Raw genomic sequence first — 20,025 nt, 5'->3', positions numbered from 1 at the left:
GCATCAGCGCTCCTTGACCAGCAGGTCCGAGGTGATTTCGGCGATGGACTTGGCGCCAGTCAGCACCATGGCAACGCGCATTTCCTTCTCGATCAGGTCGAGCAGGTTGCTCACGCCGGCACCACCGGCAGCGGCCAGGGCATAGAGGAAGGCGCGGCCGAGCAGCACGGTGTCGGCGCCCTGGGCGATCATGCGCACCACGTCGAGGCCGGTGCGGATACCGGAGTCGGCGAGGATTTTCAGGTCACCCTTGACCGCATCGGCGATGGCCGGCAAGGCGCGGGCGCTGGACAGCACGCCGTCGAGCTGACGACCGCCATGGTTGGAAACGATGATGCCGTCGGCGCCGAAAGTGACCGCATCGCGGGCGTCTTCCGGGTCGAGAATGCCCTTGATCACCATCGGGCCGTCCCAGAAGTCACGGATCCATTCCAGGTCCTTCCAGGAGATCGACGGATCGAAGTTGGCGCCCAGCCAGCCGATGTAGTCGGCCAGGCCAGTCGGGTTGCCGCGGTAAGCGGAGATATTGCCCAGGTCATGCGGTTTGCCCATCAGACCGACGTCCCAGGCCCACTGCGGGTGAGTCATCGCTTGCAGCATGCGGCGCAGTGCGGCGTTCGGGCCGCTCATGCCGGAATGGGCGTCACGGTAGCGTGCGCCGGGCACGGGCATGTCGACGGTGAATACCAGTGTCGAGCAGCCGGCGGCTTTGGCGCGCTCCAGGGCGTTCTTCATGAAGCCGCGGTCTTTCAGTACATAGAGCTGGAACCACATCGGTCGGTCGATGGCCGGTGCCACTTCCTCGATCGGGCACACCGACACGGTGGACAGGGTGAAGGGAATGCCCTTGGCCGCTGCCGCCTTGGCTGCCTGCACCTCGCCACGGCGAGCGAACATGCCGGTCAGGCCAACCGGAGCCAGGCCGACCGGCATCGACATCTTCTCGCCGAACAGCTCGGTGGAAAGGTCCAGTTCGGACATGTTCTTCAGCACGCGCTGGCGCAGTTCGATGTCCGACAGATCGGCGACATTGCGGCGCAGCGTGTGCTCGGCGTAAGCGCCGCCATCGGCGTAGTGGAACAGGAAGGGCGGCAGCTTGCGTTGAGCGGCAGCGCGGTAGTCGGTCGAGGCAGAAATGATCATGGGCTCATCCTGTTGCTGAAAAAGAGAAGCGTAGCCTGATGGCAAATGCCCCGACGATGTCGGGGCGCTCACTACCAGTCGATCAGTGAGTCATCAGCGGATCGCTGACGCCCAGTACGTAGATCGCGACCATCGCGATGATGCCGGTGAACAGCAGGTAGTACAGCGTCGGCCAGATGGTCTTGCGCAGGGTACTGCCTTCGCGGCCGAGCAGGCCAACGGTAGCCGAGGCTGCGACCACGTTATGGATCGCCACCATGTTGCCGGCGGCGGCACCTACGGCCTGCACCGCGACGATCAGCGCGCTGGAAATACCCAGGCTGCTGGCCACGCCGAATTGGAACTGGCTGAACATCATGTTGCTGACGGTGTTGGAACCAGCGATGAAGGCGCCCAGGGCACCGATGCTCGGGGCCAGTAGTGGATAGATGCCGCCAACGCTGTCGGCCACCCAGCGGGCCATGAGGATCGGCATGCTGGCCAGTTCTGCACCATTCACGCCGGAGTTGATCAGGATACGCACCATCGGCACGGTGAACAGCAGCACGAAACCGGCGCTGAGCAATACGCTGGATGACTCTTTCACCGCCTTGCCCAGGTCACGCGCCTTCATGCCATGCAGGAAGAACGTGGCCAGAACCACGGCGACCAGTATGCCGCCCGGTAGGTACAGGGGTTGGAAGTTGGCGCTGACACCGGCTTCGCCGAGCAGGTCGGGGAAGTTCACCACCACGGCCTTCAGCGCGTTGCCTACTTCCGGGAACACACGGCTGATCACCAGCAGTGCGCCGACCAGCACATAGGGCAGCCAGGCGCGCAGTGCGCTCATCGGTTTGGCGGTCAGTTCGTCCAGCTTCATCTCGACGGTGCCCAGCCATTCGCTCGGCCATTTGTCCGCCGGGGCGAAGTCCCAGGTCTTTTTCGGCACCAGGAAGCCGAAGCGGGCGGCGCTGGTGACGATGGCCAGGCCGATCAGGCCGCCCAGCAGCGATGGGAATTCCGGGCCGAGAAAGACGCCGGTGAAAACGTACGGCACGACGAAGGCCAGCCCGGCGAAAATCGCGAACGGCAGCACTTCCAGACCGGCTTTCCAGCTTTTCTCCTGACCGAAGAAACGGGTCAGCATCATTGCCATGATGACCGGCATGACCACACCGACGGTGGCATGGATGATTGCCACTTCACTGGTGATCAACTGCAGGAACTGCGCCCAGGACGAACCCTGCTCGACCAGCTGCGCACCGATGGTGGCAGTGTCCAGGCCGGTATTGAGGCCGACGATGATCGGCGTACCGACGGCGCCGAAGGAGACCGGCGTGCTTTGTACCAGCATGCCCATCAACACGGCGGCCATGGCCGGAAAACCGATGGCAACCAGCAGCGGGGCAGCGATGGCGGCTGGCGTACCGAAGCCCGAGGCGCCCTCGATGAAGCAGCCGAACAACCAGGCGATGATGATGGCCTGGATGCGGCGGTCAGGACTGATGGTGGTGAAGCCGGCACGGATGGCGGTTATGCCGCCAGAGTGCTTGAGGGTATTGAGCAGCAGGATGGCGCCGAAAATGATCCACAGCAGGCCGAGAGTGATCAACAAGCCTTGCAGGGTGGAGGCCAGGACACGATTGAGGGTCATGTCCCAGGCGAACAGACCGACGGCGGCAGTCACCAGGTAGACCAGAGGCATGGCGTGTTTGGCCGGCCAGCGCAGGCCGATCAGCAGAACGGCGGCAAGCAGAATCGGCGAGAACGCCAGCAGGGCGAGAATTCCGTTGGACATTGGGTCTTACTCCACACGAGCGCGCAGCGGGCGCGGCAGGGATGAGGCGTGATCGAACAGGCTTGCAGCGCGTAGGGCTGTCATGGCGTGACCTCGATGGTTTGTTGTTCTTGTTGGTTAAATTGGTAATACCAATTTACAATGAAGCGAGGTCAGGTTAAAAGTTGCTCAATTGACTGTCAAATCGAGTGGCTAAGACTTTGGTCGTAGAGTGCCTGCTTGTTCAGCGAAAGGGCGCGCTATAGGCTTGCCTCCTGAGGTCTTCGGCCTGGTCAAACCAATGGAGATGTGGGTGATGGAAGTAGGTCAGGTGCGGCAGCGTCGTCTCTCCGATGACATCGTCGCGCAACTGGAAACCATGATTCTCGAAGGCACTTTGCGTGCCGGTGAGAGGCTGCCCGCAGAGCGTGCGCTGGCCGAGCAGTTCGGCGTGTCTCGTCCGTCCCTGCGTGAAGCGATCCAGAAGTTGGCAGCCAAGGGGCTGCTGATCAGTCGCCAGGGTGGCGGTAACTATGTCGCTGAGTCGCTCGGCTCGACCTTCAGCGACCCGCTACTGCAACTGCTGGAGCACAAGGAAGATGCCCAGCGTGACCTGCTGGAATTCCGCCATACGCTGGAAGGCTCCTGCGCCTACTACGCGGCCAGGCGCGCCACCGATATCGACCGGCAGCGCCTCACCGAAGCGTTCGAAGCCTTGCAGGATTGCTACGCGCGAGTCGGCAAGGTGACTCGTGCCGAGGAAGGGGCGGCCGATGCGCGCTTTCACCTGGCGATTGCCGAGGCCAGTCATAACGCGGTGCTGCTGCACACCATCCGTGGTCTGTTCGACTTGCTCAAGCGCAACGTGGTGACCAACATCGGCGGCATGTATGCCCAGCGTGAGGAGACCCGCGACATGCTGATCGGGCAGCACCGCGCGTTGTATCAGGCGATCATCGAAGGTCGTGCGGAGGATGCTCGTGAGCTTTCCAACCAGCACATCGACTATGTGCAGGAAGTGCTCTCGGAAGTGCAGCTGGAAGCCCAGCGTGTGGCGCGTGCGCAGCGCCGGCTAGGCCTTTAAGAAACAACGAGCCCAGGCGATCAATCATCACCCGGGCTACGAAGTGGGGAGGATGTTCAGTCTTCCTTGCCCTTGCTGCGCATCGCGCGCTGAACTTCGCGGTCGGCGTCACGTTCCTTCTCGGTGTGGCGCTTGTCGAAGTCCTTCTTGCCCTTGGCCAGGGCAATTTCGCATTTGACCAGATGCTGCTTCCAGTAAAGCGACAGTGCCACGGCGGTATAGCCCTTCTGCTGTACTGAGCCGAACAGCTTTTCCAGCTCGCGCTTGTTCAGCAGCAGCTTGCGCGTGCGGGTCGGGTCGGCGATGACATGGGTGCTGGCGGTTTTCAGGGGCGCGATGTGGCAACCCATCAGCCAGGCTTCATCGTCCTTGAGCAGCACGTAGCTGTCGACCAGCTGTGCTTTGCCGGCACGCAGGCTCTTCACTTCCCAGCCGGACAGCACCAAGCCGGCCTCGAACTTGTGTTCGATGAAATAGTCATGCAGCGCCTTTTTGTTCAGCGCGATGGTGCCTTGAGGATGTTTCTTTTGCTTAGCCATAGGGCGCGCATTATAGGGAGTCGTCCGCGCCTGCGCCATGGGGCGTTACCGAGCCAAACTTGAGCCCATGCCGCTAATCTCCGACAATGTGCGATCTTTTTTCCCGCAGTATGGGGTCTTGGCCGTAATGGCGAGCGACAAAGTTTCGATTCACGGTGCCTGGGCCAGTCGCTGGGTATTCATCCTGGCGGCGACCGGCTCGGCAGTCGGTCTCGGCAATATCTGGAAATTCCCCTATATGACAGGGGTCTATGGCGGCGGTGCGTTCGTCGTCATGTATCTGTTCTGCATTGCCCTGGTGGGTGTGCCGATCATGCTGGCAGAAACCATGATCGGTCGCCGCGGCCGGCAGAGCCCGGTCAATGCGATGAAGAGCCTGGCGATCGAAGCTGGAGCCTCGAAGCACTGGTCGCTGGCTGCGCTGATGGGGATGGTCGCCGCGCTACTGATTCTGTCCTTCTACAGTGTGGTGGCTGGTTGGTCGCTGGATTACATCATCGGTATGGGGCGTGGCGACTTCACCGGTATCAGCGCCGATGGCGCAGGTGCGGCGTTCGGCGGTCTGACCTCCGACCCGTGGCGCCTGACCCTGTGGCACAGCCTGTTCATGCTGATCACTGCGTTCGTCATCGCCAAGGGAGTGGTAGCAGGCCTGGAGCGCAGCCTGCGCATCATGATGCCGCTGCTGTTCGTGCTGCTGCTGGTGCTGCTGGGGTACAGCTTCACCACCGGACATTTCCGCGAAGGTTTCGATTTCCTCTTTCATTTCGATCCGAGCAAGGTGCAGGACGGCATCCTCGCTGCCATGGGCCATGCGTTCTTTACCCTGAGCGTGGGTGTCGGCTCGATCATGGTCTACGGCGCCTACATGCCGAAGAAGGCTTCGATCGGCGCTACGGTACTGACCGTTGGCGTGCTCGATACCCTGGTGGCGTTGACGGCGGGTCTGGCGCTGTTCCCCATCGTCTTTGCCGCTGGCCTGGAGCCGGGAGGTGGCCCGGGGCTGATGTTCGTCACCCTGCCGATTGCCTTCGGCAATATCGCCTTCGGCCAGGTAATGGGGCTGATCTTCTTCGTACTGGTGGCCGTTGCCGCATGGAGCTCCTCAATCTCCATGCTGGAGCCGGCCGTGGCCTACTTCGTCGAGAAAACCGGGCGCAGCCGCGCGCAGGTAACCGCCGCACTGGCGCTGCTGTGCTGGCTGGTGGGGATGGGTACGGTGCTGTCGTTCAACCTCTGGGCTGAGGCCAAGTTCTTCGTTTTCGCCGAGGATGGTTTCCATCTGCTGCAGTGGGGCGCCGAAGGCGGCAAGACCTTCTTCGACAGCATCGATTACCTCACCAGCCGTATTCTGCTGCCGCTGGGCGGTCTGGCTTTCGCCATGTTCGCCGGTTGGGTGTTGAGCCGTGACGCTGTGCGTGACGAGCTGTCCATCAGAAGCCCGCTGCTGTTCAATCTGGCCCTCTGGCTGATTCGCGTCGTGGCGCCAATCGGCGTCCTGATCGTTTTCATCGCGGAGCTGAGCAAGTAAATGGCTACTCGAATCCAGCGCTCGGCGTTACTGCCTTATCCGGCGCAGGCACTGTTTGATCTCGTCAACGATGTTGCCGGTTACCCGCAGTTTCTGCCCTGGTGCCGCGCCAGTGAGGTACTGGAGGTCAGCGAGACGCACATGCTGGCCAGCCTCGAAGTGGCCAAAGGCAGCATCGGTCAGCGCTTCGTCACGCGCAATGTGCTGCAGCCAGGGCAGCGTATCGAAATGAATCTGCAGGAAGGACCTTTCACCAGTCTCCATGGCGTCTGGGAGTTCAAGGCGCTGGGTGACAAGGCCTGCAAGATCAGCCTGGACCTGACCTTCGACTACGCCGGGCCGCTGGTGCGTGCCACGCTGGGGCCGCTGTTCAATCAGGCGGCCAATACCATGGTCGATGCCTTCTGCCAGCGAGCCAAGCAGTTGTATGGATAAGCCCAGTATTGCCATTGAGGTGGTCTACGCCCTTGCCGAGCGGCAGAAGCTGCTGCGCTTGTCCGTACCGGCCGGCACCACGGTGCGCGAGGCCGCACTGCGTTCTGGTATGCAGCAGTTCTTTCCGGAACTGGATCTGAGCCAGGCGCCGCTGGGCATTTTTGGCAAGGCGGTAGGCAAACCGGAAGAGCGAGTGCTGGAGGAAGGCGAGCGCGTCGAGATCTATCGGCCGCTGATCGCCGACCCGAAGGAAGTACGCAAGCAGCGTGCGGCCAAAGCCAAGGCCAGGGAAGAGGGCGAAGAACTGGCGTGATGATGACTAGTCGATAGGCTAGCCAGGCGCCAGATGCGAAAAAGCCCGGATTCGCTCCGGGCTTTTTAGTGTCCGCGTATTACTGCGGATTGGTGTCCAGCGGCTCAGGCGTCGGCACCGGGACGGTTTCGACCTGATCCACCTCGCGCTGGATCTGCTCCAGCAACGAGCCGGGCGCTGGCGGCGTTTCATCCTGTGGTTTGGCTTGCGGCTGGGCACTGCTGGTGTCGCCGCCTTCGCCCATAATCGCCTGGTCACGGCTTACGCCGGGCATGAAGTCGCCGGCCAGGCCAACCAGCTGGTCGCTGCCGTCGAACACCAGGCTGACGCGTTCCTGCAGGCGCTGACGGCCGCCAGGCTGGATGCTGTACAGATAATCCCAGCGATCGGCATGGAAGGTGTCGGTGATCAGCGGGTTACCCATGATAAACCGCACTTGGCGTCGGGTCATTCCCGGGCGCAGCTGGTCTATCATGTCCTGTGTCACGACATTGCCCTGTTGAATGTCGATCTTGTAAACCCCGGGGAATGAACAACCGGCGAGTGCGAAGAGCCCGGTCAGCGACAGGCTGGTCAGCAAGAGCTTGGTTTTTTGCATCGGAGGGTGACTTCCACTATCTTGGGCAACTTGAACCCCGGATCATACCCGTATTGAAGGGTGCTGCGAAGCAGCATCCATGAGAAAGCAGACCATGGTTGAAAATAACGAACTGCGCAAAGCTGGACTGAAGGTGACTCTGCCACGAGTCAAAATCCTGCAAATGCTGGATAACGCCGAGCACCGCCACATGAGCGCGGAAGATGTCTACAAAGCGCTGATGGAGGCCGGTGAAGACGTTGGCCTAGCCACCGTATACCGCGTTCTGACTCAGTTCGAGGCCGCTGGCCTGGTGGTGCGTCACAACTTCGATGGCGGCCATGCCGTATTCGAGCTGGCTGATAGCGGCCATCACGACCATATGGTCTGCGTCGACTCCGGCGAAGTGATCGAATTCTTCGACGCCGAGATCGAGAAGCGCCAGAAAGAGATCGTCAAGGAGCACGGTTTCGAGCTGGTTGACCACAACCTGGTGCTGTACGTGCGCAAGAAGAGCTGATTCTTCTGCGGCAATCAAAAAGGCGACCCTCGGGTCGCCTTTTTGCTTTGCCATGGTCCGGTTGTAATCCGAGGGCTTCCGGATTGCGTCCGCGCTAAGCGTGTCTCACGCCGCCTGGGCGCTGGTGACCATCTTGCGCGCATGAGCCAGGGATTCCTCGGTCAGGTCGACGCCACCGAGCATGCGAGCGATCTCTTCGACGCGGCCGCTCTCGTCCAGCTTGCTCACTGCGGTAGAGGTGGCGTCTTCGCCGCGGCGTTTGTGCACGAACAGATGTTGATGGCCCTGCGCGGCGACTTGCGGCAAGTGGGTGACGCACAGCACTTGCCCGCGTTCGCCGAGGCGGCGTAACAGCTGGCCGACCACTTCTGCGGTTGGGCCGCCGATACCGACGTCCACTTCGTCGAATACCAGGGTCGGTACGCGCGAGGTCTGTGCGGTTATCACCTGAATCGCCAGGCTGATGCGTGACAGTTCACCGCCAGATGCCACCTTGGCCAGGCCGCGTAGCGGCTGACCAGGGTTGGCGCTGACCAGAAATTCCACTGTCTCCAGGCCGCTTGCGTGTGGTTCTTCGCTGCTCATGGCTTGGAGTTGAATATTGAAGCGACCGCCGGGCATGCCCAGAGCCTGCATTTCCTGCTCTACGGCTGCGGCCAGGCGCTCGGCAGCATTGCTGCGCAGTGTGCTGAGCTCGGCTGCTTTTTCCTGGTAGTGGCGCTCATAAGCCGCCAGCTCCTCGGCCAGGCGTTCGCTGGCCTGATCGTCGGCATTCAGGCCTTCGAGCTCATCGAACAACTGCTGCTGCAAAGCGGCCAGTTCGGCTGGTTGAATACGGTGCTTGCGGGCCAGGGTGTAGATGGTGTCTAGGCGCTCTTCGAGAAACTGCTGGCGCTCGGGGTCGGCGTCGAAGTGGTCGAGGAAGCGGTTCAATTCGCCGACGGCTTCCTCCACCTGGATCTGCGCACTGGCCAACAAGTTGCTGGCTTCGTTCAAGGTGCCGCCCTGACCGCCAAAGGCGCCCAAGCGGTTGAGGCTGGCGGTTAGCGCCGACAGCACGTTGCCGGCATCGCTTTCGCTGCACAAATCCAGTACCTGGCGACAGGCAGCGAGCAGCGCTTCAGCATTGCTCAGCGCCTTGTGCTCCTGTTCCAGTTGCTCCAGCTCGTTCTCGCCGAGGGCGAGGTTTTCCAGTTCTTCGAGCTGGTAGCTGAGCAACTGGTGGCGAGCGCGCTGCTCGTCGCTCTGGCTGGAGATGCGCTCAAGTTCGTTGCGCGTCTGCTTCCAACGTTGCGCTGCGAGTTGCACCTGGCGCGCGAGGTCCTGGCTGCCGGCGTATTCGTCGAGCAGGCGGCGATGGGTGTCGGTCTTGAGCAGCGACTGATGTTCGTGCTGGCTGTGGATATCGATGATCAGTTCGCCAAGGGCCTTGAGATCGGCCTGCGGGCAGGGGCTGCCATTGATATAGCCGCGCGAGCGGCCCTCGGCGGTAATCACCCGGCGCAGGATGCACGGGCCGTCGTTGTCCAGGTCGCGCTCGGCAAGCCAGGTGCGGGCTTCGGGAATGTCCGCCAGATCGAAGCTGGCGAGAATGTCCGCCTTGTCACTGCCTGGGCGCACCACGCCGCTGTCGGCACGATCGCCCAGGCACAGGCCGAGGGCGTCGAGCATGATCGACTTGCCGGCACCGGTCTCGCCGCTGATGGCGCTCATGCCGGCATCCAGCTCAAGGTCCAAATGGTCAACGATGGCGTAGTTGTGAATGGACAGGTGCACCAGCATGGCGAACGCTCCCGAATTGATGTCTGGTTATTTATACAGTGTTTTTTCTTTTCCTGGCAATCCTCGTCTATCGCCCCTTGAAAGCTGTGGAATTGACTCCATATAGGCGGCAGGAGCGCGAGCCGGTATCGCGCCAGTTTTTTCGAGAGGAGAAAGGCATGGCTGACGAACAGACCCTGGATACGCAGAATCCCGAAGCGCAGGCAGCGGAAGCTGTAGCGCCGAGTGACGACCTGGCTGCTCGCGTGCAAACGCTGGAAGAGCAACTGGCCGCTGCGCAGGATCAGTCGCTGCGCATGGCTGCCGACCTGCAGAACGTGCGTCGCCGCGCAGAGCAGGATGTGGAAAAGGCGCACAAGTTTGCGCTGGAAAAATTCGCCGGCGACCTGCTGCCGGTAATCGACAGCCTGGAGCGTGGCCTGGAGCTGTCCAGCCCTGACGATGTATCGATCAAGGCCGTGCGTGAAGGCATGCAACTGACCCTCAAGTTGTTCCACGACACGCTGGCTCGCTACAACCTGGAAGCCATCGACCCGCACGGCGCGCCGTTCAACCCGGAGCACCACCAGGCCATGGCCATGGAAGAGAGCATTCATACCGAGCCGAATTCGGTGCTCAAGGTGTTCCAGAAGGGCTATCTGCTTAACGGTCGCCTGCTGCGCCCGGCCATGGTCGTGGTCAGCAAGGCGCCAACCACGCCGCCGCCGAGTATCGACGAGCAGGCTTGAAATCAGCTGTAACGACCCCATTTTTAAGTCAAGCGTTTTAGTGCTGCCGGCGCCTGAGAAACGAGGCGACGGAAAAATCAAAGTTTCGGGAGAACATTCATGGGCAAAATTATCGGTATCGACCTGGGGACCACCAACTCCTGCGTCTCCATTCTGGAAAACGGCAACGTCAAGGTAATCGAGAACGCCGAAGGCGCTCGTACCACGCCGTCCATCATTGCTTATGCCAATGACGGTGAAATCCTCGTCGGTCAGTCGGCCAAGCGTCAGGCTGTGACCAATCCGCACAACACCCTGTATGCGGTGAAGCGTCTGATCGGTCGTCGTTTCGACGAAGAAGTCGTGCAGAAAGACATTCAGATGGTGCCGTACAAGATCGCCAAGGCGGACAACGGTGACGCCTGGGTCGAAGTGAACGGCCAGAAGATGGCGCCGCCGCAAATCTCGGCTGAAATTCTCAAGAAGATGAAGAAGACCGCCGAAGACTATCTCGGCGAAGCAGTCACCGAGGCGGTAATCACCGTCCCGGCTTACTTCAACGACAGCCAGCGTCAGGCCACCAAGGATGCTGGTCGCATCGCTGGTCTGGACGTCAAGCGCATCATCAACGAGCCGACTGCGGCCGCGCTGGCCTACGGTATGGACAAGGCCAAGGGCGACCACACCGTGATCGTCTATGACCTGGGTGGCGGTACCTTCGACGTGTCGGTGATCGAGATCGCTGAAGTCGATGGCGAGCACCAGTTCGAAGTGTTGGCTACCAATGGCGACACCTTCCTCGGTGGTGAGGACTTCGACATTCGTCTGATCGATTACCTCGTCGACGAATTCAAGAAAGAAACCGGCATGAACCTCAAGGGTGACCCGCTGGCCATGCAGCGCCTGAAGGAAGCCGCCGAGAAAGCCAAGATCGAGCTGTCCTCGAGCCAGCAGACCGACGTCAACCTGCCGTACATCACTGCAGATGCCACCGGTCCGAAGCACCTGAACGTGAAGATCTCCCGCTCCAAGCTGGAGTCGCTGGTCGAGGATCTGGTGCAGCGCACCATCGAGCCTTGCCGTATCGCGCTGAAAGATGCTGGTGTCGACGTTGGTTCTATCAACGATGTGATTCTGGTCGGTGGTCAGACCCGCATGCCGCTGGTGCAGAAGCTGGTGACCGAGTTCTTCGGCAAGGAACCGCGCAAGGACGTCAACCCGGACGAAGCTGTTGCCATGGGCGCAGCCATTCAGGGCGCCGTTCTGGCTGGTGACGTCAAGGACGTACTGCTGCTGGACGTATCCCCGCTGACCCTGGGTATCGAAACCATGGGTGGCGTGATGACTGCGCTGATCGAGAAGAACACCACCATCCCGACCAAGAAGTCGCAGGTGTTCTCCACTGCCGATGACAACCAGAGCGCCGTGACCATTCACGTCCTGCAGGGTGAGCGTAAGCAGGCCGCGCAGAACAAGTCGCTGGGCAAGTTCGACCTGGCCGAGATTCCGCCGGCTCCGCGTGGCGTGCCGCAAATCGAAGTGACCTTCGATATCGATGCCAACGGCATCCTGCACGTGTCCGCTAAGGACAAGGCCACTGGCAAGCAGCAGTCCATCGTGATCAAGGCCAACTCCGGTCTGTCCGATGACGAAATCGAGCGTATGGTGCGTGACGCCGAGGCCAACGCCGAGGAAGACCGCAAGTTCGAGGAGCTGGCCACCGCGCGTAACCAGGGTGATCAGCTGGTGCACGCCACCCGCAAGATGCTCACCGAAGCAGGCGACAAGGCCACTGCCGACGAGAAGGCGGCCATCGAGAAAGCCATTGGCGAACTGGAAGTGGCTGTAAAAGGCGACGACAAGGAGGCCATCGAAGCCAAGATGAACGCCCTGTCCGAGGCCACCACGCCGCTGGCGCAGAAGATGTACGCCGAGCAGCCGCAGGGTGGTGCCGCCCAGGCTGACGCTGGCGACGCCAAGGATGCAGGTGACGACGTGGTCGACGCTGAGTTCGAAGAGGTCAAGGAGAACAAGTAAGGGACGCGGCCTGCTCGGCAGGCCGCCTCTTCTTTACGCTCCACCGTCGCTCGCGACGGGCAGGATTCGCCGCGCGGGAGCCTTCTCCCGCGTCGGCGTATCTGGAGCTCACGAATCTGAGAGTGCAGCACAACTATGGCAAAACGTGACTATTACGAGATCCTGGGGGTCGAGCGCGGCGCTAGCGAAGCCGAGCTGAAGAAGGCCTATCGGCGCCTGGCGATGAAGTATCACCCGGACCGCAACCCGGACGACAAAGACGCCGAAGAGAAATTCAAGGAGGCCAACGAGGCCTACGAAGTACTTTCTGATGCGGCCAAGCGTTCGGCTTACGACCAATACGGCCACGCCGGGGTCGACCCGCAGATGGGTGGCGGTGGTGGCGCTGGTTTCGGCGGCGCCAACTTCTCCGATATCTTCGGGGATGTGTTCAGCGACTTCTTCGGCGGTGCTCGCGGCGGTTCGCGTGGCGGTGCTCAGCGCGGCTCGGATCTGCGCTACACCCTCGAGCTGGATCTGGAGGAAGCGGTACGCGGTACCACCGTGACCATCCGCGTGCCGACCCTGGTCGGTTGCAAGACCTGCGATGGCTCGGGTGCCAAGAAGGGCACCAGCCCGGTGACCTGTACCACGTGCGGTGGTATCGGTCAGGTGCGCATGCAGCAGGGTTTCTTCTCCGTACAGCAGACCTGCCCGCGCTGCCATGGCAGCGGCAAGATGATCACCGACCCTTGCGGCAGCTGTCATGGCCAGGGGCGCGTGGAAGAGAGCAAGACCCTGTCGGTCAAAGTGCCGCCAGGTGTCGATACCGGTGACCGCATTCGCCTGTCTGGCGAGGGCGAGGCCGGTACCCATGGCGGCCCGGCCGGTGACCTGTATGTGGTGGTCAACGTCCGTGAACATGCGATCTTCCAGCGTGATGGCAAGCATCTGTACTGCGAAGTACCGATCAGCTTTGCCGATGCGGCACTGGGTGGCGAGCTGGAAGTGCCGACCCTCGATGGTCGGGTCAAGCTGAAGATCCCCGAAGGTACCCAGACTGGCAAGCTGTTCCGCTTGCGCGGCAAGGGCGTGGCACCTGTTCGTGGTGGTGCGGCTGGTGATCTGATGTGCCGGGTGGCGGTGGAAACGCCGGTCAACCTGAACAAGCGTCAGCGCGAGCTGCTCGAGGAGTTCCGCAAGTCGCTGCAGGGTGACGATTCCCACTCGCCCAAGGCCAGTGGCTGGTTCGAAGGCGTGAAGCGCTTCTTCGGCGACGTTTAATCGCAACGCGCCCCGGTGATGCCGGGGCGACAGCTTGGAGCTGATGTATGCAACGTATTGCAGTGATGGGCGCCGCCGGGCGTATGGGCAAGACCCTGATCGAGGCCGTCAGTCAGGCCGAGGGTGCCAAGCTCAGTGCCGCCATCGACCGTGCCGACAGCAGCCTGATCGGTGCAGATGCTGGTGAACTGGTCGGCTTGGGCAAGATCGGGGTAACCCTGGCAGGCGACCTGAGCGCCGTGGTCGATGATTTCGATGTGCTGATCGACTTCACTCACCCGTCGGTGACGCTGAAGAACCTGGAAGTCTGCCGCCAGGCGGGCAAGGCCATGGTCATCGGCACCACGGGCTTCACGCCAGAAGAGAAGCAGCAGCTCAGCGAAGCGGCCAAGCAGATCCCTATCGTTTTCGCCGCCAACTTCAGTGTCGGCGTCAATCTGTGCCTGAAACTGCTCGATACCGCAGCTCGCGTGTTGGGTGATGACGTGGATATCGAGATCATCGAAGCCCACCACCGGCACAAGGTCGATGCGCCGTCCGGCACCGCGCTGCGCATGGGCGAAGTGGTTGCCGATGCATTGGGGCGTGATCTGCAGAAGGTCGCCGTCTACGGCCGTGAAGGTCAGACCGGTGCGCGTGAGCGTGAAACCATTGGTTTCGCCACCGTGCGTGCCGGTGATGTGGTGGGTGATCACACCGTGTTGTTCGCCGCCGACGGCGAGCGCGTGGAGATCACGCACAAGGCCTCCAGCCGCATGACTTTCGCCAAGGGCGCAGTGCGTTCTGCGCTGTGGCTGCAGCAGCGTTCGCCGGCGCTGTACGACATGCAGGACGTGTTGGGCCTGCGTTGATGCGAATGTGTGACTGAGGCATCTTATCGGGTGGACCGAAAAAGGGTTTTCCTGTAAGCTTCCTGTTTTAGTGTGTCCACTAAAAGTTACGCAGAATGGCTCAAATAAAAAAGCGGGATGACCTTCACACGTCATCCCGCTTTTTTACAACCTGCGTTTGCTTCAAGCCTTGATCGAGACGGAGGTCTTCTTGACTAAGCCAGCCCCCAAACCTGCCATTTTGGCTCTTGCTGACGGCAGCATTTTTCGCGGCGATTCCATCGGGGCCGATGGCCAGACGATTGGAGAGGTGGTGTTCAACACCGCCATGACCGGCTATCAGGAAATCCTTACCGATCCATCCTATGCCCAGCAGATCGTTACCCTGACTTATCCGCACATCGGCAACACCGGCACCACGCCGGAAGATGCCGAGTCCAATCGCGTATGGGCCGCTGGCCTGATTATTCGTGACCTGCCGCTGATCTCCAGCAACTGGCGCGACAAGCAACCGCTGGACGAATACCTGAAAGCCAACGGCACCGTCGCCATCGCCGGTATCGATACGCGTCGCCTGACCCGCATCCTGCGCGAAAAAGGTTCGCAAAACGGCTGCATTCTGGTCGGCGACGATGCCACCGAAGAGAAAGCACTGGAGCTGGCGCGCAGCTTCCCGGGCCTCAAAGGCATGGACCTGGCCAAGGTGGTTAGCTGCACCGAGCGCTACGAGTGGCGTGAAAGCACCTGGAACCTGAAGGACGACAGCCATCCGGAAATTCCGGCCAGCGAGCTGCCTTACCACGTGGTCGCCTATGATTACGGCGTGAAGCTGAACATCCTGCGCATGCTGGTCGAGCGTGGCTGCCGCCTGACCGTGGTGCCGGCGCAAACTCCGGCCAGCGACGTGCTGGCGCTCAATCCTGATGGCGTGTTCCTGTCCAACGGCCCTGGCGATCCCGAGCCGTGCGACTACGCGATCCAGGCGATCAAGGAAGTCCTGGAAACCGATATCCCGGTATTCGGCATCTGCCTCGGCCACCAGTTGCTGGCCCTGGCGTCCGGCGCCAAGACCCTGAAAATGGGCCATGGCCACCACGGTGCCAACCACCCGGTACAGGATCTCGATAGCGGCGTGGTGATGATCACCAGCCAGAACCACGGTTTCGCCGTGGATGAGAGCAGCCTGCCGAGCAATGTGCGGCCGATCCATAAGTCGCTGTTCGATGGCACCCTGCAGGGCATCGAACGTACCGACAAGGCCGCCTTCAGCTTCCAGGGGCACCCGGAAGCCAGCCCAGGCCCGCACGACGTTGCGCCGCTGTTCGACCGTTTCATCAATGAGATGGCCAAACGCCGCTAAGCCCGCCGAGCAGAGAATTCGAGAAGACCATGCCAAAACGTACAGACATCAAAAGCATCCTGATCCTCGGCGCCGGCCCCATCGTCATCGGCCAGGCCTGTGAGTTCGACTACTCCGGCGCCCAGGCGTGCAAGGCGCTGAAGGAAGAGGGTTTCCGCGTCATTCTGGTGAACTCCAACCCGGCCACCATCATGACCGACCCGTCGATGGCCGACGCCACCTACATTGAGCCGATCAAGTGGGCCACCGTGGCCAAGATCATCGAGAAGGAGCGTCCGGACGCACTGCTGCCGACCATGGGCGGCCAGACCGCGCTGAACTGCGCGCTGGATCTGGAGCGTCACGGCGTGCTGGAGAAGTTCGGCGTTGAGATGATCGGTGCCAACGCCGACACCATCGACAAGGCCGAAGACCGCTCGCGCTTCGACCGGGCGATGAAGGACATCGGCCTGGCCTGCCCGCGCTCAGGCATCGCCCACAGCATGGAAGAAGCCTATGGCGTGCTGGAGATGGTGGGTTTCCCCTGCATCATTCGCCCCAGCTTCACCATGGGTGGTACCGGCGGCGGCATCGCCTACAACCGTGAAGAGTTCGAGGAAATCTGCGCCCGTGGTCTGGATCTGTCGCCGACCAACGAGCTGCTGATCGACGAATCGCTGATCGGCTGGAAGGAGTACGAGATGGAGGTGGTCCGCGACAAGAAGGACAACTGCATCATCGTCTGCTCCATCGAGAACTTCGACCCGATGGGCGTGCACACCGGCGACTCGATCACCGTCGCGCCGGCGCAGACCCTGACCGACAAGGAATACCAGATCATGCGCAACGCCTCTCTGGCGGTGCTGCGTGAGATCGGCGTTGAAACCGGCGGCTCCAACGTGCAGTTCGGCATCTGCCCGAACACTGGTCGCATGGTCGTGATCGAAATGAACCCGCGTGTATCGCGCAGCTCGGCACTGGCCTCCAAGGCCACCGGCTTCCCGATCGCCAAGATCGCTGCCAAGCTGGCTGTCGGTTACACCCTCGACGAGCTGAGCAACGACATCACCGGCGGTCGTACCCCGGCCTCCTTCGAACCGGCCATCGACTACGTGGTGACCAAGGTTCCGCGCTTCGCCTTCGAGAAATTCCCCAAGGCCGACGCTCGCCTGACCACCCAGATGAAGTCCGTGGGTGAGGTCATGGCCATCGGCCGTACCTTCCAGGAGTCGATGCAGAAAGCCCTGCGCGGCCTGGAAGTCGGCGTTGCCGGCTTCGATCCGAAGCTCGATCTGAATGACCCGGAAGCTGAGAGCACCCTGCGTCGCGAGCTGACCGTGCCCAGCGCTGACCGCATCTGGTACGTGGCCGATGCCTTCCGTGCCGGCAAGACCGTCGCCGAAGTGTTCGAGCTGACCCGTATCGACGAGTGGTTCCTGGTGCAGATCGAAGATCTGATCAAGGACGAAGCCACCGTGCAGACTCTCGGTCTGTCGGCTATCGACTACGATCTGATGTTCAAACTCAAGCGCAAGGGCTTCTCCGATGCGCGTCTGGCCAAGTTGCTGGGCGTTTCCGAGAAGAGCCTGCGTGCTCACCGCCACAAGCTGAAAGTGCTGCCGGTGTACAAGCGCGTCGATACTTGCGCCGCCGAATTCGCCACCGACACCGCCTACATGTACTCCACCTACGAGGAAGAGTGCGAGGCCAACCCGAGTGGTCGCGACAAGATCATGATCCTCGGCGGCGGTCCTAACCGTATCGGCCAGGGCATCGAGTTCGACTACTGCTGCGTGCACGCGGCGCTGGCCATGCGTGAAGACGGTTTCGAGACCATCATGGTCAACTGCAACCCAGAAACCGTTTCCACCGACTACGACACCTCTGATCGCCTGTACTTCGAGCCGGTGACCCTGGAAGACGTACTGGAAATCGTCCGCGTCGAACAGCCGAAAGGCGTGATCGTCCAGTATGGCGGTCAGACTCCGCTGAAGATCTGCCGCGCCCTGGAAGAAGCGGGCGTACCGATCATCGGCACCAGCCCCGAGGCCATCGACCGCGCCGAAGACCGCGAGCGTTTCCAGCAGATGGTGCAGCGCCTGAACCTGCGTCAGCCGGCCAACGCTACTGCGCGCAGCGAAGACGAGGCCCTGGCCCTGTCGAAGAACATCGGTTACCCGATGGTGGTGCGTCCGTCCTACGTACTGGGCGGCCGGGCGATGGAAATCGTCTACCAGGAAGAAGAACTCAAGCGCTACATGCGCGAAGCGGTGAAAGTGTCCAACGACAGCCCGGTGCTGCTGGATCGCTTCCTCAACTGCGCCATCGAAGTGGACGTGGATGCGGTCAGCGACGGCGAAACCGTGGTCATCGGCGCGATCATGCAGCACATCGAACAGGCCGGTGTGCACTCCGGTGACTCCGCCTGCTCGCTGCCGCCTTACTCGCTGCCGGCACATATCCAGGACGAGATCCGCGAGCAGGTCAAGAAAATGGCCCTGGAGCTCGGTGTGATCGGCCTGATGAACGTGCAGATGGCTGTGCAGGGCGAAGACATCTACGTCATCGAAGTGAACCCGCGTGCCTCGCGTACCGTGCCGTTCGTTTCCAAGTGCGTCGGCGAATCGCTGGCCAAGGTGGCCGCGCGCGTCATGGCCGGCAAGACCCTGGCCGAGGTGGGTTACACCAAGGAAATCATCCCGCCGTTCTTCAGCGTCAAAGAAGCGGTGTTCCCCTTCGCCAAGTTCCCGGGTGTCGACCCGATCCTTGGCCCAGAGATGAAGTCCACCGGTGAGGTGATGGGCGTCGGCGACAGCTTCGGTGAGGCCTTCGCCAAGGCGCAGTTGGGTGCCAGCGAGATCCTGCCGAACTCCGGTTGCGCCTTCATCAGCGTGCGCGAGGACGACAAGCCGGAAGCTGTTCAGGTCGCACGTGATCTGGTCGCGCTGGGCTTCGAGGTGGTCGCTACCGCTGGCACGGCCAAGGTGATCGAGGCTGCCGGTCTGCCGGTGCGCCGCGTTAACAAGGTGACCGAGGGTCGTCCGCACGTGGTCGACATGATCAAGAACGACGAAGTAACCCTGATCATCAATACCACCGAGGGGCGTCAGTCCATCGCTGACTCCTACTCGATCCGTCGTAACGCTCTGCAGCACAAGATCTACTGCACCACCACCATCGCGGCGGGGCAGGCGGTCTGTGAGGCGCTCAAGTTCGGTCCCGAGAAGACCGTGCGCCGGCTGCAGGATCTGCATGCAGGAATCAAGGCATGAACAAGTACCCCATGACCGTCCAGGGCGCTCGCGCCCTGGAAGAAGAGCTGGCGCACCTGACCAAGGTGGTGCGTCCGAAACTCAGCCAGGACATCGGTGAAGCCCGCGAGCTGGGCGATCTCAAGGAAAACGCCGAATACCATGCCGCGCGCGAGCAGCAGGGCATGGTCGAGGCGCGTGTGCGTGATATCGAAGGCCGTCTGCAGAACGCAGTGATCATCGACGTCACCAGCATCGAGCACACCGGCAAGGTGATATTCGGTACCACGGTGGAAATCGCCAACGTCGAGACCGACGAAAGCGTGACCTACCAGATCGTTGGTGAAGACGAAGCCGACATCAAGCAGCGCAAGATCTCCGTCGGCTCACCTATCGCTCGTGCCCTGATCGGCAAGAGCGAGGGTGATGTGGTGGCGGTGCAGACCCCCAGCGGCCTGATCGAGTACGAGATTGTCGAAGTCCGTCATATCTAAACCGCAACAACCGTCGCGGGCCGCTGCCGTCAGTTGGCAGCTGGCCCAGACCCTTTGGGTTGGCGGTTTGTGGTTGCTGCAATTTGTCATCCTGCCGGCTATCGGTCAGGTTGGCCTGGCGCCGCTGCTGGTGCAGGAGATAGCCACGCGGCTGGTGCCGCTGCTGGTCGGTCTGACAGCGGTATGCGTTGCGCTGCAGGCTTTTGCCTTGCTGCGCAGTGAGGGTCTGTCGAGTCTGTTGCGGGATATGCGTGGGCAACTGCTGCTGACCGTTGCGGCCATGGCCCTGAGCTACTTTGCTGTGTTGCAGTACTGGCCTGAGGTCGAGTACTGGTTGCGCTTCAGCTATCTGGTGATGGCATTTTGTGGGCTGTTGCTGGTGCTGCAGCCCGTGCCTGGGGCGCCGGTCAGGCGCTAACGACGC

18 protein-coding genes are annotated in these 20,025 nt (G+C 61.5%); 13 read left to right on the top strand and 5 right to left on the bottom strand.

The window, feature by feature from the left end:
- Positions 1–3 precede the first annotated feature (3 nt).
- Positions 4–1,143 (bottom strand): FMN-dependent L-lactate dehydrogenase LldD, encoded by a 1,140-nt coding sequence (gene lldD, locus CDO35_RS18460; protein ID WP_099526119.1) that lies wholly within the window; start codon positions 1,141–1,143, stop codon positions 4–6.
- An 82-nt stretch (positions 1,144–1,225) separates the two neighbouring features.
- Positions 1,226–2,920 carry an L-lactate permease gene (locus CDO35_RS18455; RefSeq protein ID WP_099526118.1) on the bottom strand — a complete coding sequence of 565 codons (1,695 nt, stop codon included), beginning with the start codon at positions 2,918–2,920 and terminating at the stop codon, positions 1,226–1,228.
- 295 nt (positions 2,921–3,215) lie between these two features.
- Here CDO35_RS18455 and CDO35_RS18450 point away from each other — a divergent pair, with 295 nt between their 5' ends.
- The gene (locus CDO35_RS18450) at positions 3,216–3,983 is read left to right on the top strand and encodes an FCD domain-containing protein (RefSeq protein WP_099526117.1); all 768 of its coding nucleotides are present in this window, start codon (positions 3,216–3,218) and stop codon (positions 3,981–3,983) included.
- A gap of 56 nt (positions 3,984–4,039) precedes the next feature.
- Here CDO35_RS18450 and smpB read toward each other — a convergent pair whose 3' ends face one another.
- Positions 4,040–4,522, bottom strand: a complete 483-nt coding sequence (gene smpB, locus CDO35_RS18445; RefSeq protein WP_099526116.1) for an SsrA-binding protein SmpB — start codon at positions 4,520–4,522, stop codon at positions 4,040–4,042.
- Between the two features lie 127 nt (positions 4,523–4,649).
- Here smpB and CDO35_RS18440 point away from each other — a divergent pair, with 127 nt between their 5' ends.
- The 3 genes from CDO35_RS18440 to CDO35_RS18430 are packed head-to-tail and all read left to right on the top strand — an operon-like array spanning position 4,650 to position 6,801.
- Positions 4,650–6,053 carry a sodium-dependent transporter gene (locus tag CDO35_RS18440; RefSeq protein ID WP_099526115.1) on the top strand — a complete coding sequence of 468 codons (1,404 nt, stop codon included), beginning with the start codon at positions 4,650–4,652 and terminating at the stop codon, positions 6,051–6,053.
- Positions 6,054–6,488 carry a type II toxin-antitoxin system RatA family toxin gene (locus tag CDO35_RS18435; RefSeq protein WP_055987035.1) on the top strand — a complete coding sequence of 145 codons (435 nt, stop codon included), beginning with the start codon at positions 6,054–6,056 and terminating at the stop codon, positions 6,486–6,488.
- Complete coding sequence (locus CDO35_RS18430; RefSeq protein WP_099526114.1) at positions 6,481–6,801, top strand: RnfH family protein; 321 nt, start codon at positions 6,481–6,483, stop codon at positions 6,799–6,801. The genes CDO35_RS18435 and CDO35_RS18430 overlap by 8 nt, the downstream gene beginning before the upstream one ends.
- A gap of 79 nt (positions 6,802–6,880) precedes the next feature.
- Here the strand turns inward: CDO35_RS18430 and CDO35_RS18425 are convergent, their stop codons facing one another.
- The gene (locus CDO35_RS18425; RefSeq protein ID WP_099526113.1) at positions 6,881–7,399 is read right to left on the bottom strand and encodes an outer membrane protein assembly factor BamE; all 519 of its coding nucleotides are present in this window, start codon (positions 7,397–7,399) and stop codon (positions 6,881–6,883) included.
- 94 nt (positions 7,400–7,493) lie between these two features.
- Between CDO35_RS18425 and fur the strand changes: the two genes are divergently transcribed.
- The gene (fur, locus tag CDO35_RS18420) at positions 7,494–7,898 is read left to right on the top strand and encodes a ferric iron uptake transcriptional regulator (protein WP_003240531.1); all 405 of its coding nucleotides are present in this window, start codon (positions 7,494–7,496) and stop codon (positions 7,896–7,898) included.
- Between the two features lie 105 nt (positions 7,899–8,003).
- Here the strand turns inward: fur and recN are convergent, their stop codons facing one another.
- Positions 8,004–9,680 carry a DNA repair protein RecN gene (gene recN / locus CDO35_RS18415; RefSeq protein ID WP_099526112.1) on the bottom strand — a complete coding sequence of 559 codons (1,677 nt, stop codon included), beginning with the start codon at positions 9,678–9,680 and terminating at the stop codon, positions 8,004–8,006.
- 158 nt (positions 9,681–9,838) lie between these two features.
- On the opposite strand from recN, the gene grpE reads away from it, so the two are divergent.
- From grpE to CDO35_RS18375, 8 genes are all read left to right on the top strand, one after another.
- A complete protein-coding gene (gene grpE / locus CDO35_RS18410) occupies positions 9,839–10,408 on the top strand; it encodes a nucleotide exchange factor GrpE (protein ID WP_099526111.1) in 570 nt (189 codons plus the stop codon).
- 99 nt (positions 10,409–10,507) lie between these two features.
- Complete coding sequence (dnaK, locus tag CDO35_RS18405) at positions 10,508–12,424, top strand: molecular chaperone DnaK (protein WP_099526110.1); 1,917 nt, start codon at positions 10,508–10,510, stop codon at positions 12,422–12,424.
- Between the two features lie 135 nt (positions 12,425–12,559).
- Positions 12,560–13,687, top strand: a complete 1,128-nt coding sequence (gene dnaJ, locus CDO35_RS18400) for a molecular chaperone DnaJ (RefSeq protein WP_092377437.1) — start codon at positions 12,560–12,562, stop codon at positions 13,685–13,687.
- Between the two features lie 47 nt (positions 13,688–13,734).
- Positions 13,735–14,538, top strand: coding sequence for a 4-hydroxy-tetrahydrodipicolinate reductase (dapB, locus tag CDO35_RS18395; protein WP_099526109.1), 804 nt, complete (start codon positions 13,735–13,737; stop codon positions 14,536–14,538).
- A gap of 190 nt (positions 14,539–14,728) precedes the next feature.
- Positions 14,729–15,877: a glutamine-hydrolyzing carbamoyl-phosphate synthase small subunit gene (carA, locus tag CDO35_RS18390; protein WP_099526108.1), complete on the top strand. Its 1,149-nt coding sequence runs from the start codon at positions 14,729–14,731 to the stop codon at positions 15,875–15,877.
- 29 nt (positions 15,878–15,906) lie between these two features.
- Positions 15,907–19,128 (top strand): carbamoyl-phosphate synthase large subunit, encoded by a 3,222-nt coding sequence (gene carB / locus CDO35_RS18385; RefSeq protein WP_099526107.1) that lies wholly within the window; start codon positions 15,907–15,909, stop codon positions 19,126–19,128.
- Entirely contained in the window at positions 19,125–19,601 is a 477-nt protein-coding gene (greA, locus tag CDO35_RS18380; protein WP_099526106.1) for a transcription elongation factor GreA, read from the top strand. The genes carB and greA overlap by 4 nt, the downstream gene beginning before the upstream one ends.
- Complete coding sequence (locus CDO35_RS18375) at positions 19,579–20,019, top strand: DUF4149 domain-containing protein (protein ID WP_099526105.1); 441 nt, start codon at positions 19,579–19,581, stop codon at positions 20,017–20,019. Before greA ends, CDO35_RS18375 begins: the two co-directional genes overlap by 23 nt.
- Positions 20,020–20,025 lie beyond the last annotated feature (6 nt).

Origin of the sequence: Pseudomonas sediminis, assembly GCF_002741105.1 — a bacterium.
Classification (GTDB): domain Bacteria; phylum Pseudomonadota; class Gammaproteobacteria; order Pseudomonadales; family Pseudomonadaceae; genus Aquipseudomonas; species Aquipseudomonas sediminis.
Note: the sequence above shows the minus strand (reverse complement) of the source record. Positions and strands in the feature narration are given on the sequence as shown.

Excerpts from the sequence above, each read along its gene's own strand:
- lldD (WP_099526119.1), bottom strand. The coding sequence starts at position 1,143 with ATGATCATTTCTGCCTCGACCGACTACCGCGCTGCCGCTCAACGCAAG.
- CDO35_RS18455 (WP_099526118.1), bottom strand. The coding sequence starts at position 2,920 with ATGTCCAACGGAATTCTCGCCCTGCTGGCGTTCTCGCCGATTCTGCTT.
- CDO35_RS18450 (WP_099526117.1), top strand. The coding sequence starts at position 3,216 with ATGGAAGTAGGTCAGGTGCGGCAGCGTCGTCTCTCCGATGACATCGTC.
- smpB (WP_099526116.1), bottom strand. The coding sequence starts at position 4,522 with ATGGCTAAGCAAAAGAAACATCCTCAAGGCACCATCGCGCTGAACAAA.
- CDO35_RS18440 (WP_099526115.1), top strand. The coding sequence starts at position 4,650 with ATGGCGAGCGACAAAGTTTCGATTCACGGTGCCTGGGCCAGTCGCTGG.
- CDO35_RS18435 (WP_055987035.1), top strand. The coding sequence starts at position 6,054 with ATGGCTACTCGAATCCAGCGCTCGGCGTTACTGCCTTATCCGGCGCAG.
- CDO35_RS18430 (WP_099526114.1), top strand. The coding sequence starts at position 6,481 with ATGGATAAGCCCAGTATTGCCATTGAGGTGGTCTACGCCCTTGCCGAG.
- CDO35_RS18425 (WP_099526113.1), bottom strand. The coding sequence starts at position 7,399 with ATGCAAAAAACCAAGCTCTTGCTGACCAGCCTGTCGCTGACCGGGCTC.
- fur (WP_003240531.1), top strand. The coding sequence starts at position 7,494 with ATGGTTGAAAATAACGAACTGCGCAAAGCTGGACTGAAGGTGACTCTG.
- recN (WP_099526112.1), bottom strand. The coding sequence starts at position 9,680 with ATGCTGGTGCACCTGTCCATTCACAACTACGCCATCGTTGACCATTTG.
- grpE (WP_099526111.1), top strand. The coding sequence starts at position 9,839 with ATGGCTGACGAACAGACCCTGGATACGCAGAATCCCGAAGCGCAGGCA.
- dnaK (WP_099526110.1), top strand. The coding sequence starts at position 10,508 with ATGGGCAAAATTATCGGTATCGACCTGGGGACCACCAACTCCTGCGTC.
- dnaJ (WP_092377437.1), top strand. The coding sequence starts at position 12,560 with ATGGCAAAACGTGACTATTACGAGATCCTGGGGGTCGAGCGCGGCGCT.
- dapB (WP_099526109.1), top strand. The coding sequence starts at position 13,735 with ATGCAACGTATTGCAGTGATGGGCGCCGCCGGGCGTATGGGCAAGACC.
- carB (WP_099526107.1), top strand. The coding sequence starts at position 15,907 with ATGCCAAAACGTACAGACATCAAAAGCATCCTGATCCTCGGCGCCGGC.
- greA (WP_099526106.1), top strand. The coding sequence starts at position 19,125 with ATGAACAAGTACCCCATGACCGTCCAGGGCGCTCGCGCCCTGGAAGAA.